We start from the raw sequence: 13,141 nt of genomic DNA, 5'->3' as shown, positions 1-13,141 counted from the left end.
TCCGTGACCGGAGGTCAAATGCTGACACGCAACGCGCAGATACGTTTCGCCGAGCCTACGGGCTTGATGTTCCACCATTTCCACGGGGGAATTCATCCGATGGTTCAAGGGAGCATCGACGCATCACAATTCCGAACGATTCTTAGCGCAGTTGGAGTTCAAAACATTCTATCGGCCGACACTTGGATGCAAAAGGCCATTGACGATGAACTCCATCCGAACGAAACGTGCGTTACGTTCGATGACGCATTACTGTGCCAGTATGAGGTAGCCAAGCCGGTGCTCGACGAGCTTGGAATAAAAGCCTTTTGGTTCATCTATACCTCCGTCTTTGAAGGCACGGTCGAGAAGCTCGAGCTTTTCCGATACTTTCGCTCGACCGCGTTCGGAGACGTTGATGATTTCTATCACGCATTCTTCCGCATGGTGGAAGAGAGGCTCGGAACGTTATACGTGAAACTTCGGGAAGAATTCGATCCGGCGACGTACCTTCCGAATTCTCCCTTTTACACGTGGTCTGATCGGTGGTTCCGATTCCTACGCGATCACGTGCTCGGTCAGGAATATTTCCCCATTATTGAGGATATGATTGACGCGTCCAAATTCGACCGAGAAAAAGCGGCGCAGATTCTTTGGCTACGAGGCGAGCAAGTCAGAGACCTGGCCGATCAGGGGCATGTCATCGGCCTCCACTCTCACACTCATCCAACGACAATGGGGAAGCTGCCTTACGATGAGCAGTTGAAAGAATACCGCTCCAACGCGGATTATATATTCCGACTGACGGGAAAGACCGCGCGCGTCGTTTCTCATCCCTGTAACTCCTACAATGCCGACACCCTGGAGTTGCTTGCCAGGCTCGGGATCGAGCTTGGGTTTCGGGCGGACGTCGGTCAGGTAAGAACGCGCGGGCCACTGGAGTACCGCCGCGAGGATCACGCGAACCTCCTTCGACTAATTCAAGAATGCTAACGACGGTGGGGGAAGCGCATTGCGTCCCAACGCTGAGGCAGGTTTAGAAATGCTGAAGAAACTGAAGAAGTTAATACTATCCAATGTAAAGGCAATGCTTGGGGTAAAACCCAAGAAAAAACAGCAGTCTTTGACCGCTCCGGATATCCAGATCTACCGTCAACTGGTAAACTTTGCGTTCAATTTCCCAGTTAATACGATTAAGTACAACGGTGAGCACATCTGGCCGTACATCCGTCATCATCTTCTTGTGCAATTGACCGCCGTCAGCATCGGCAACAAGAAGGCCCGAGATATCAATCCTTTCAGGCTCCAGCTTGGCAATCCCGGTGAGTTTGATATCGATCGGAAACGCGAGCTTGCTGCTAAATACGGGTTCAATTTCCTAGAAGATCTTTCCGACGTAGAGCCGGTCGACTTCCTGTTTTTTACTGCGCTGAATGCCTCAGAACAGATCGAGGTTGAACAAAAGATCTATTATCGAGTCTCGGACCCCTTGTACGAAATGGCTTGCCGAGCCGGAAAGGCGCACAAAGTTGAACTGATCCGAAACAACTCCCCAGCGATAAGGAAAACACCGCGTTACCTTCACCGGCCGACATTCATCTTTTCGCCTCATATCGTTCGGACGGGATACAATCAATGTATCCAGATAAAAGAGTCGATCAGAACCTATTTCGAACGTTACCTTCCGGCCCTGAGATATGATGGGGAGGCCTTGCTCAAGTTGGTCGAATGGGAGCTCCATACAAGAGACTTTTGCTTGGATCTTCTTCGAACGCTGAAGCCGAAAGCGATCTTCGTTCCATCGTTTCATTACTACGCTCCGATGATTTCTGCCGCGAGAGAACTGGGCATAGTCTCCGTGGACATCCAGCATGGCATCCAAGTCGGATACAATCCGCTTTACAATGACTGGAGCGAGTTACCCGCAGAAGGATATAGGTGTCTACCGGACTATTTCTTCGTTTGGAGCGAGAAAGAACGACAGAACATTGATAATGTTTTTGGTCCCCATAGTTCCCCGAAGATCATCGGCAATCTCTGGCTAAAAAAGCAACTTAGTTTGGATGTACAGTTCAGCTCAGCATTGGAGGAGGCATTCGCGCGTCATAAGAAGATCGTCCTCCTTGCAATGCAGAGCCAAACCGTTGTCCCCGATCTGTTTAAGAAGCTAATCGCAGACGCCGGCCAAGACTTCCTATGGTTGATTAGAATGCATCCGAAGGGCAAGAAATATAAACTCACGGACTTCTCCAAAACCGCCCGCAACGTAATCGTCAGCGAAGAAGTGGACAAACTACCGCTTGTGCCCCTGCTGGATCGCGTCGACATAACACTGTCCGAGGGATCAACCATTGCCGTCGAGGGTGATACCATTGGCGTTGCCGCGTTCATCTCAAGCGAGACAGGACGGTTGAACTACATAAACGAAATCAAGGACGGCCAGTTTCACTACATAGACAGCGTTCAAAGTTTCCTCAGGGCCGCCGGTTCCCTCGGCAACGATCGACGTTCCCGCGCCAAAGAACTCGTCGACATTGACGTGCTTTCGATTCTAAAGCAGATCATCGGCAACCCTCGGGCTGCCTCCGATAAAGAATTGCATCTGGCCGCTGCCAATGGGGAAATACTGTGAAGATAGGTACACCGCACGACCTGTCGATCCCCAGTTCGGCCGTCCGCGATTTCTATACGTCCCATTGGAACAGACGAATCCCTCTATCCGACGAGCAGTTCTACCGTTGGCAATTCCTCAGTCCCCCAGGAACGGATGGTCGCGACAATTGCTGTGTGGCAGTTGACGACACTGACGGGATCATTGGGGTCATGGGATTGCATGAGCGCCCTTTTGCCTTCGAGGGCTCGGTAGTCTCTGGCGCTGAGCTGACAACTTGGATCGTCAGGCAGGACACCCAGAAGCGAGGTGTCGGGCCGCAAATGCTGCAATTCTTGCAGGCCAAGTATGATTTTCTCCTTGGCCTCGGGATCACTCCTCCCGCAGTGGCGGTCTACCTGCGGCAAGGTTTTCGGTTCTTCAATCCCATTCCAAGATATATGCGTGTCCTCAATTGGGAGCGCGTAGAGCCCTTCGCACAGATCGATGAGCGCGCCAAGAAGATTGATCGTTATTGGAAGCAGGAACGCACGAAGGTTCCATATCAGCTCTGCGATTTGGATCCGGGCGTCGTGAATACGATTGGAGACGCATTTGCACACTCGTCAAATATGTTCATACGAAACTACGAGTTCCTCAGCTGGCGCTATTTTGATCACCCATCATACACGTACAAGGTCGCCGTCGTCCGTGCCGATAGTATGTCAAGGGGCGCGGTGGTGGTGTTTCGCATTCAGGAACCTGCTCCAAATCTGTGCATTGCACATGTACTCGACCTCTATGGCGACAATCGCAGCATGCAAGCGGCGCTTAGTTACTTGGATGAGGAGTTGATGTCCGCAGGGGTCCATTTTGTGGACTTTTATTCCACGAGCGGAATGCACCAAGGCCTGTTCCTAAGCAACGATTGGTTTGCGCTCGGGAGTGACAATTTCTTCAATTTTCCACATCTTTTCAATCCTATTGAGCTACGAACCCCGGCGAGTACCTCTATGGTCGTTTGGGCGCGGTCTACCAGAGAGTTGATCTTCAACAGCTCAAATTCATACTTCAGCAAACAAGACTCGGACTTCGACAGGCCCTAGACAAACGCTGCATCACAAGCCCTGGACTGACTCATTGAAATTGGCCGGTTACCATTTCGCGGTTATTGCCCACTATGACGCGTACCTTCACAACGCAGGGGCCTTTGCGCAGGCTGTGTGCGACGCAGGAGGCACTGTCGATTTCTTGACCCTTAGCTCTCGTGGAATGGAAGTTTCGGGGGCTCAGTTGTCCTCCGTCTGCCGCTACTGGCCGGCCTTGCAGCGCCTCAAACCAGCCCGCATAGGAATTGAGGCGCTCCGAGATCCCTCCCTCCTCGCCCTCTACAGCGGGTTGTTTTTCGGTGCCGGGGGAGAAGAACTCCTGGTCGGATTTCGCAATCTCCGGGAAGGTTTCGCTTCTCTCGGATCACGCCGTCCCGTCGTGGTCACCGGTTTTCCTGGAATAGTGGACGCCGGAAGGACCGCCGGAATGCTGTTCCGCTGCCCAAGTGATATAGTTCTGCTTCCGGCTTCCGCGCAACTCCGCGTATATCGCCTCGAAATGTCCTTGCTCGGAAAGCGTACCGGCAACGGGCTGCTCTATGGCATGCCCTCCCTGCCACCGCCCGCACCGATCTCCGCCTCGCTCTCTCCCATTCGGCGAATTCTCTTCATCGATCAATCGGTGATCCCCGACACTCCAGATGATCGGCGAGCACTCGTCGTCGAGCTTGCACGCCTTTTGGACAATCTGCCGAATGCCGAAATTTGGATACGCGAGCGTGTTCGGGAAGGTGAAACGAGCATCCACGAACTCGGCTCCGCCGTTAAGCTGTCCAAGCTGGTTGCCGAATTGAAGCAACGTCTGCCCGCCCTAGCGCGTGTGAAGATGAAGCATGAACCTTTGACCTCCCTCTTTGGACAAGTGGATGCGGCGATCAGCATAAGCTCCACGGGATTGTTGGAAGCGTTTGCCGCTGGGCTTCCGATTGCTAGTCTGGAGCGGTTTTCACGCGTTCCGAAGTTCGGCAATGGCTTCTTCCGGACGAGTGGAATTCAGGTTGACGTTGAGGAACTTAGCGACGACAGATGGCCCGCTCCGAACGAGAAATGGGTGCAAAAGAACATACTTAGCCCAACGCAGATCTCCAACCTAGATCAGTTGACTGGGCAACAAAGGCTGGTTCAGAAGTTAGCCGCTATAGTGTCTTCTCCCCGCCGGAATCTGCCGAATCCCGTGGAGCATGGACCGGTTTCCCGGCAAATTGCTCGATGGAGGCCCCACGTCCTGGTTCAAAGGGCGTTTGGATTGTTTTCGTGGCCGCGACGAGACAGTCCCTTTTCGTTTGCCTTGCGGAAAAACAACCGATATCACGCCGCCCGAGGGCCGGAGGGGGAAACAGAATGACGTTAATGAGACCAAAACGAACGGCGGGTCTGCTGTCCTATGGAAATTGTAGCAATGCAGGCGACGTGCTCATCTTCCAGACTTTCAACAAGCTTTTCGATAACGAGATCGACAGCACGTGGCATCACGTTAGACTGGATAAACTCGATGTAAGGGCAAGAAACGTCATCATCGGGCCAGGCGGGCTGCTCTCCGGCGCTTACAAGCCGGAGGTGGCGCCGGATGAACTTGTAATTCGCCACCTCACGCCTATCCGCCTTGCAGCCTGGAAAAAGCAGGCGCGTCCGGTCTTTGCCTTTGGAACCGGCACGAATACGCCATTCGAAAATGGGCCAACGTCGAAGCCCTTCTCGGCGGAAAGCGGCAAGACAATTGCCAAGCTGGCGCAAGTCAGTGACGGCCTGTACCTTCGCGGGTCTGCCGATATTCGGCGACTAGCAGCCCTTTGCGCCACCGAAGACCTTCACAAGTTCAAGTTCCAGCCGTGTCCGTCGGTCTTCCTGGATCGGCTCTTTTCGGTTCGCCCACAGGTGTCAGACCAGATCGCGATCAACTTTCCTCTTGAAAAGTCTTTGACAGCGGACAACGCCAAGACGCATCCGCTAAATCGCTTCGTCGAATTTGCGAAGGCGCTTGGGCTTTCGGTAGCTTTGCTGGATAATCATCCCTCAGATATCAACAAGATAGCGCTCGATCTGTTTGCGCCCCCCCAGTCGGATGCCGGCCAATCCGATTTTGTTGCCGACACGGCGAAAGAAGACGGTCAGAAGCTTTTCGAACAGCGCTGGACCAGCGTTCCTTTTGTGGCCTCCCGCTTTAACGGGTATCGTTTTGCCTTTGGGGTAAGGTTGCACTCTTTCCTGCCGTTCATGGCTTTCAACACACCTTCTGTCTTCCTCGCTGGGAACCCGATCCGGATGCCCATGCCGATTGAATATTTCGGCAACCCCGCTTTCGGCGCTAAGGTAGCGTTCGGGCAGGCAAACTTCGGACAAGTCGTCGATGGAATGATCGAGAGGCTGAAATACTTCGTGAAGAACGAAGATCGTCTGCGGATGGAAATCGCAGACCAACGTGCTCGGCTATGGGAGATCACGCAGAAGAACAAGGCAGAAGTCCTCAGCAGAATGAACTGATGCCTTGGCTCTTTGCGCTGGCGGGAAAAGACATGCTTTCACATAGGCGTCTCAAGCAAGAGAATCGCGAAAAAGCGCGCCGCCCTTTCACTCTGGTGATCGGTCTTGCCCCATGGAGAAATCTGCTCGCGCTCTGGCTGCCGGGGCGGCGCCTGCTACCCGTAAGCCGCGATGTGCAGCCGGTTGTCTTCTTCCCAATCTGGGCACCGCTCCTGCTGCTTGCGCATAAGCCGGAAGTCGTTGTTTGGGGCTTCAAGCACCCGAGATACATTGCGCGTTTCTGCCGTAGGTTCAACATCCCGCTCATCCGACTGGAAGATGGTTTCATCCGATCCGTAGGCTTGGGAGCCGCTCGAACCCCCCCGTTTTCCATCTGCATGGATAGAAGGGGGATATATTTCGACCCGATGCGCCCTTCGGATCTCGAGCATTTGCTCGAGACCTATGACTTCGCTGCAAATCAAGACCTGATGTCACGCGCGCGGATTGGCATTGAGGGGCTCATCGGAAGCGGGATAAGCAAATACAATGCTTCGATCAGGGTTGACATTGAGAGACTCTACGGTCCAAAGACAAAAAAACGGGTGCTCGTGCTTGGCCAAGTCGAAGGCGATATGTCTATTATCAAAGGCGTGGATCGATCGCTCGACAACAACGATGCAGTTCGAATCGCGGCGGAAGAGAACCCAAACGCGCAGATCATCTACAAGCCCCATCCGGAGGTCTTGCGGCGCACGAGAACGGAACCAAGGCAGTCGGACCCTAGAGAGGTCCAGGACATCGCGCTTGTACTTGGAACCGACGTCGCGCTGGCCGACGCTCTCACGACAATCGATCATGTTTACACACTAACGTCGCTATCCGGGTTTGAAGCACTGTTGCGCGGGATCAAGGTGACCTGTCTTGGCATGCCCTTCTACGCAGGATGGGGCGCCACTGATGACCGCCAGAGATGCTCACGTCGAACCGCGCGCCGCAGCCCCGAGGAAATTTTTGCTGCCGCTTACCTGTTATATCCTCGATACTTTGATCCAATCGGTCGGCGTGCAATCACGTTCGAAGAGGCCCTGAACGCGTTGGCGCGCGCGAAGGCATAGCGCACCGCATACTTCTCATCTGAAGCCGCTCATACAGCGGCTACCACAAATTTTGAAAGCTACCTGGGCGTAACTCAAGAAACTGAATACGCGATCGCCCCCCAGACGACCGACGTATCGGTGAAATTGCTGTCGTCGATCGGTGATCGTCCACTCGGGCCGACGTCATATAGATAAATTTCGCCATTGTTCGCGAGTTGCGCCTGGACGCCAGAGGTGAGAGCCGCCATGTTCTGGGCCATCACCTCGCCGATGCCGCGGTCGTTGTGAGGCACGGGTAGTCCAGAGAGGCCTGTTATCGACGCAATCCCGCTGCTTACGCCTTTTGCGGCGAATGCAATCTGGAAATCAACAACAACTTGGTCTCCGTTCCGGGTCCATTGGCCCTGGGCATCCAATATTTCCATGCCGTCGCATGCTCCATCGAATTTAAGAATTGGCATCCAGCTACTCTTCTCGGCAAGCGTCGCATGAAACCTCTGAGACGGCCCTACCGCCAGAGGAAAGGTCTCTCCCCAGAAATCATGATGACCAACTTCTACGTTTGCACGCGCATCTGTAGTGCGCGTCACACCGGATAAAGCGACCGGGCTATCGATGTCATTGTGGTAGATCTTGCCGGTGTGGCCTGGTCCTTCGAACACAAACGGACAGAATGCACCGCCGTCGGTACACGGTTCCTCTAAGGTATTTCCGCGCGCGACAAATCCGGTCGTCACGCCGCCCCGCACGTCCACTCCATGCTGGGTGCAACGATAGAAGTAGTTGTTGATCACCTTTATGCCGTCGGTGTCGCCCCGAATCTGCATGAAATTCTCCGGTTCGCGCTCAACCTTCAGTCCCTGCGATCCTCCAAAGGTGTTGCCGTTGATCAAGGCATTGTCGGTGCCGCCTCGGAAGCGGATGCAGGTTTCTCCGGCCGATTGGTCGCACTTGTTGTAAGCGATTGTTAGCCAGCGGCCGGAAGTATCAACCATGATGCGGCCGATATCGCCGAGGTTTCCGGTAAACATCAAACCCGCAAGCTTCTCGCAGTTGGGCTCAACATTCTGGAACCAGGCACCGAAATTGGAATGAAAGCGATTGTTCTGTATGACGATCCCTCGCGCTCCGCCCATATCCTCGGAAACACCAGTTCCAGGCGTATAATATGGTGTGACTGGCGGCAGGTCCTTCCAGCCCCAATCGATCGGTTTGTCGCAGACCGAAAACAAACAACCCTCAACTCTCAGGCCTCGACCGCGGTGGCGGATCGCATGCATTGCACGGGACAATTCCACATTCAAAAATTCGCAATCGATGTCCGCTGGCTCCCCGTCGGGCCGGTCAAAGTTGAACAAGTACCGAGCGATGTGTTGCACCTGGAGCGGTTTTGTCATTTCCACCCGAAAATCACGGGCGCGAAAGCCTTGGTTTCCCATCAGAAACAATGACCCGGCATCTGTCTGAAGTCCGCGGATACAGGACGCCCCAGCTCCCAGACCAGCCATCGTCGTGTGGTGTATTCCCGTGCAATCGATGTCCCCGTCGACAACATATTCGCCCCGGCCGAGGCCGATGATGCGGCGTTCGTTGTTGTTCGTCTGGGCAGCGCGATCCCAAGCTTCTCGCAGAGCCCGTGTGTCAATCGCCCCGTCAGCCTCATCACCGACAGCACGTGCGCCGAAAAGACGGGGATCGATTTCGACAGATGAAACGGCCTCGTACCAGACGATGGTACCGTCTGCCTCTTCCACTGCAAATTTTCCTTGGTGCGCCGGCTCGGCGTCAACCTTTATCCAGCTGGACTTGCCGCCGTACAGCGGGGTCGTTGCGGAATAGATCCGAAGATAGGACGGGGAGCGCCCCTCGGCCGGCGTCCATACCTGGGCACCAGCGTTTGAGGAATGGCTTGCCGCGTTGGACTCGCCGAGGGGTCCGACTTCAACGGCAACGCGCGTTAAAGTCTCCACCGGCAGCGTAGAACTGGCACCGAGCGCAGCGATCTGCAGAAAGTTGCGGCGTTTCATTGCGACACCCTCGTTTGGCAAATACTGATGAAGATGGACTCCCTCGACGAAAATCGTAGCGGCTTGGTCCCTGCTTTATCAGGCGCCCCTCCGCCGGAGAGCAATGTTCACCCAGCCAAAGCGCCGGCCGAGCCTCTATCGCTCGTTTCGCAGGTACACGTTGTATTTCGTGACAAGAGCCAATCCTGCAAAGAGAAGGACCAAACAGCATTTGTAGACATACCCGATGTCGAGGAGATCTGCGTGATACTCGGGGTAAAAACCTGTTCGAAACAGCATGACGAGGTGAGCAATGGGATTCAGCATGACCATATCCTGCACTGCAGGCGGCATCGCGTCAGGGAGGAAGAAGACCCCGGAAATCAGGTACATCGGCCGGTTGATGAGACTGAAGATGTTTTCGTACATGGGAAACCGCACGTACATAGTAGCGTTTACCAGGCCGATACTCAGCCCCAGCAGGGAGGCGGCGAGAGTCGCTTCGACAATGGGCAACCACTGGATATCCACCGGGCGGTGTGTTTCCGAGATAACCAGTAACAAGATCACAATCGCCGTGGCGATGCCTGTCATAAACTGCAGGATGTAGCGAGCGACAATGGGGTCGATGATTGCGACGGTGGGGTAAGTCAGAATCTGCTTGTTCGCCCGAATTGCGCTGGACACATAGGACGCCATTGTCTGGTACATGTGGAACGCCATGTAGCCGGTGCCAAAATAAAGCGGGTAGCTATCACCCAAAGCTGGTGTGCGCGAAATGGCGGTAAAAATCGCCGTCATGACGGCGACATGTGCCAGCGGATCCAGAATTGCCCATAGGTATCCGCCAGGTTTCGATCCGTAGCGGGTGGCCATTTCTCGGACGATGAATGCCAAGACAGACCTGGCGAACTGGACAAAAGTGTTCATCGGCAACTTCGAACAGTGTTTGCGGACTTTCCGAAGGCTTTGAACAAACACGAACGCTTCGGCGGATTTGCGGCAAGAAAGCTGTAGCGAGCACTCCCTGTACAGCGTGAAAGCCTTCGCCACAATGTGCACACACCATTTCAGGCCGTCATCGTCGCGGGGGATTCGGAAATTTCACAGCCAAAGTTTAGGATTGATTGACACCCGGCTGCCCAACTCTATCAGCTTCTCAAAGCGGCGCTGGCCGCCGGCGCGCCGCCGACGCGCCGGCGGCCAGCGAGAGACGGCTGTGCATCACCCCGCCTCCCAAACGCGCCGCGCGAAATACCGGAGCCCGACCTTGGCGCTCGCCACCATGATCGCAGCAAGCGCCCATTGCACAGGGCCGATGCCAGCCATGATCGCGCCGCCGGCCGAGAGACGATGCCGCTAAACTGACCCATAAAGTTGGACATCCAACTTTATGGGTCAGTTCACAGAGCGGCGTTTGGTTTGGGCATGGATAGTTAGCCTAGAGAATGAAATGGCCAGAGTTCAGCGTGATCGCATCGTCGAGATGGATTTTCAGGTCAGCCACCTGGTCGCCGTCGACATCGGCATAGACATAGGTGTCGGACGCCTGCTTTTCGAACCGCAATTCCCCTATGCCGCCGTTGAAAGCGTCCGCTCCGATGAACACCAGCGCGTCGTCGCCTCCATAATAAGGATTGGCATCGATTCCTGATAGATCGATCCGATCTCCTTCCGACGCCAAGAAGTCGAAGATCGTATCGGTGACCGAGCTCGTGGATTCGGTTGTCTCTTTGAAAATGAAANCAGGGTATTCGCCACGCCATTGCCGAACAGCCCGTCTGTGTACGAGCTCCCTACGAGATTTTCGATGGATGAATAGACGTCGCCTGCGGCGTCATTGGTGTTGGCGCTTGCATTGCTGAGGTTGGCGATGACGCCGGCGGTGGCGCCGTAATAGTATGCGCTGTCTGTGCCGGCGCCGCCGTTGAGGGTATCGCCGCCGGCTCTGCCGATCAGCCTGTCGTTGCCATTACCGCCGGTGAGAACATTAGCGTTGGCGTTGCCCTCGAGGATGTCCGAGTAGCTGGTACCCGTCAGGTTCTCGATCGAGGAATACTGGTCCCCATTGGCATCATAGGTGTTGTTGGCGGGGGTTTTGAGGCTGGCGACCACGCCCACTACACCGCCCACGTATGACGCCGTATCCGAGCCCGCACCCCCACTGATGATATCCGCAGCGCCGGATCCACCATTCAGTGTGTCGTTGCCATTGCCACCGTACAGATTGTCCGATCGGTCGCCTCCTGAGATCTTGTCGTCGCCATCGTCGCCGAAAAGATCGTCTTCATATACACCACCGGAAACAACATCGTTCCCCGCATATCCCCGAAGATAGTTGGCGTGTAGGCCGCCTTTTAGCCTGTCGTTGCCCGCCAATGCCTCGCGAATGATGGCAATGTCATCTGAAAGGGAGACTGTCTCCGCGGCATCGGCAATAGTTCTCGCCTGGATAGAGATGCCGGAAATCACGACCATTTCCGTCATGCCATATAGCATGGTGTAGCTTGTCACCGTGCCACCGATTGGCTTGCCGTCGCTATTGTATTTGAACCCGGTTCCGCGGAACTGATCCGACCAAATTCCGTAGTCGGCAGTGAACACGGTGGAACTGCGGTAGTAGGAATCGGCATAGAGCAGTGCGTTGAAGTCGATCTCCCGCATGTCGAGACCGTACCCATCATCAACGGAAATCGTAACGCCCAAGGTAGCCCCCAAGTTGAAATATCGCTTCTCGTTTGCGGATTGACTGCGCGAGAGGAAGAGCCAGATGACCGATCAGAGCCAGAACATGCCACTGGTAAAGGTTATTGCGTCGTCGAAATGAATGGCGAAGTCGACCTTCTTATCGCCGTTCACGTCAGCCAAAACCCAGCTGTCAGATGCCTTACTTACATATTTCAGCTCACCACCGCTTCCGGAGAAGGACCTCGTTCCGATGAAGCTGAACGACTGATTGCCCGAGACTTTTGTGTTGGCATCGATGGCCGAAAGGTCAATTGTGTCCATGTTTCCAGACACTCTGGAAAAGTCCAATATCGTGTCCCTGGTAGCCAGCGAAGGCGTGCTGTCAGACACTGCCGCAAAAGTGAAAAAGTCACGGCCAGTGCCACCCACGAATCTGTCGGCACCTGCGCCGGAGAGAATCGTATCGTCGCCGCCGTTGCCCTTGATGAGGTCGTTGCCTGCCCCCGCAAACAGATGGTCGCCGTCTTCACTGCCGACGACCGAGTCATTGCCTTTCAACGCCTTCAGAATAAGGGCTTCATCATCGTTCGTTTCCCCGGTGCGAGCCGCTGCCACCATACTTGCGGCTGAAATCGAAATCCCTTCAAGCTTATGCACAGCAGAGTTTTCGTCGTCGTACTCCGCAATGCCCGTCACCGTGCCCGAAACCGGAACGCCGCCCTCGTAGGTGAAACCGGTCCCGGAATAGACGTTTGACCCGTCGGAGAACTGCACACGGTATGTCGTCAAATTGTACGAGTAGGAATCCCCGAACAGCAGATCGGTGAAATCCAGGTTAATCATATTCAGTATTCTAGTCGTGGTTAATTTAGCCATTCGAGTGCCCCGGTAGAAAAACCGACCGAGTTATATGCACATGGTTGTAACGCCCGCAAGCTGGTGTCCGGCCCGACCCTGAGAAAAAACCTCATGGCGACACAAATGGGCCGCCACCTCCAGAAAACGCCCGAATGCTGCCGCGCAAAGCGCCAAGGCTGGCGTCGAGAAAACACATGCCTCCTCATATTCACCCCCGCGGGAGTTGCCGACACCATCTTTTGTGGAAGGAAGTGTCTGCCCGATGGCAATAAAAAGATCGGATGATTGGGGCTCCGGCGGCCTCCCTTGATGGGAGTAGCGGGAGATCGGTCTTCCGGGCAGGCTCCAATG

Annotated in this window: 12 protein-coding genes; 6 read left to right on the top strand and 6 right to left on the bottom strand. The window is 54.8% G+C overall.

What is annotated here, in order from left to right:
• The first annotated feature begins 18 nt into the window (after positions 1-18).
• From ATC00_RS20585 to ATC00_RS20560, 6 genes are read left to right on the top strand one after another with little or no spacing between them, the layout of a single operon-like run.
• Positions 19-972: a polysaccharide deacetylase family protein gene (locus tag ATC00_RS20585; RefSeq protein WP_082912460.1), complete on the top strand. Its 954-nt coding sequence runs from the start codon at positions 19-21 to the stop codon at positions 970-972.
• 49 nt (positions 973-1,021) lie between these two features.
• A complete protein-coding gene (locus tag ATC00_RS20580; protein WP_064254175.1) occupies positions 1,022-2,611 on the top strand; it encodes a hypothetical protein in 1,590 nt (529 codons plus the stop codon).
• Positions 2,608-3,675 carry a GNAT family N-acetyltransferase gene (locus tag ATC00_RS20575; RefSeq protein WP_064254174.1) on the top strand — a complete coding sequence of 356 codons (1,068 nt, stop codon included), beginning with the start codon at positions 2,608-2,610 and terminating at the stop codon, positions 3,673-3,675. Before ATC00_RS20580 ends, ATC00_RS20575 begins: the two co-directional genes overlap by 4 nt.
• Before the next feature lie 34 nt (positions 3,676-3,709).
• Positions 3,710-5,023, top strand: a complete 1,314-nt coding sequence (locus ATC00_RS20570; RefSeq protein ID WP_153045259.1) for a DUF6716 putative glycosyltransferase — start codon at positions 3,710-3,712, stop codon at positions 5,021-5,023.
• Positions 5,020-6,159: a polysaccharide pyruvyl transferase family protein gene (locus tag ATC00_RS20565; RefSeq protein WP_153045258.1), complete on the top strand. Its 1,140-nt coding sequence runs from the start codon at positions 5,020-5,022 to the stop codon at positions 6,157-6,159. Before ATC00_RS20570 ends, ATC00_RS20565 begins: the two co-directional genes overlap by 4 nt.
• On the top strand, positions 6,159-7,256 hold the full coding sequence (locus tag ATC00_RS20560; RefSeq protein ID WP_234782381.1) for a capsular polysaccharide export protein, LipB/KpsS family: 1,098 nt from the start codon (positions 6,159-6,161) through the stop codon (positions 7,254-7,256). The genes ATC00_RS20565 and ATC00_RS20560 overlap by 1 nt, the downstream gene beginning before the upstream one ends.
• Positions 7,257-7,330: 74 nt before the next feature.
• Here ATC00_RS20560 and ATC00_RS20555 read toward each other — a convergent pair whose 3' ends face one another.
• The 6 genes from ATC00_RS20555 to ATC00_RS33275 all read right to left on the bottom strand — a co-directional run.
• Positions 7,331-9,265 (bottom strand): hypothetical protein, encoded by a 1,935-nt coding sequence (locus tag ATC00_RS20555; RefSeq protein ID WP_064254171.1) that lies wholly within the window; start codon positions 9,263-9,265, stop codon positions 7,331-7,333.
• A gap of 135 nt (positions 9,266-9,400) precedes the next feature.
• The gene (locus ATC00_RS20550; protein WP_064254185.1) at positions 9,401-10,174 is read right to left on the bottom strand and encodes an ABC transporter permease; all 774 of its coding nucleotides are present in this window, start codon (positions 10,172-10,174) and stop codon (positions 9,401-9,403) included.
• 511 nt (positions 10,175-10,685) lie between these two features.
• Complete coding sequence (locus ATC00_RS33655; protein ID WP_412458408.1) at positions 10,686-10,940, bottom strand: hypothetical protein; 255 nt, start codon at positions 10,938-10,940, stop codon at positions 10,686-10,688.
• 50 nt (positions 10,941-10,990) lie between these two features.
• The coding region (locus ATC00_RS31395; RefSeq protein WP_234782380.1) for a calcium-binding protein at positions 10,991-11,950 on the bottom strand (960 nt) is incomplete at its 3' end.
• A gap of 72 nt (positions 11,951-12,022) precedes the next feature.
• Positions 12,023-12,775 (bottom strand): calcium-binding protein, encoded by a 753-nt coding sequence (locus tag ATC00_RS20540; RefSeq protein WP_064254169.1) that lies wholly within the window; start codon positions 12,773-12,775, stop codon positions 12,023-12,025.
• A gap of 63 nt (positions 12,776-12,838) precedes the next feature.
• The coding region (locus ATC00_RS33275) for a hypothetical protein (RefSeq protein WP_206744268.1) at positions 12,839-13,141 on the bottom strand (303 nt) is incomplete at its 5' end.

The organism is Sinorhizobium americanum (genome assembly GCF_001651855.1).
Classification (GTDB): domain Bacteria; phylum Pseudomonadota; class Alphaproteobacteria; order Rhizobiales; family Rhizobiaceae; genus Sinorhizobium; species Sinorhizobium americanum.
This window is presented reverse-complemented; position numbering and strand designations above follow the sequence as displayed.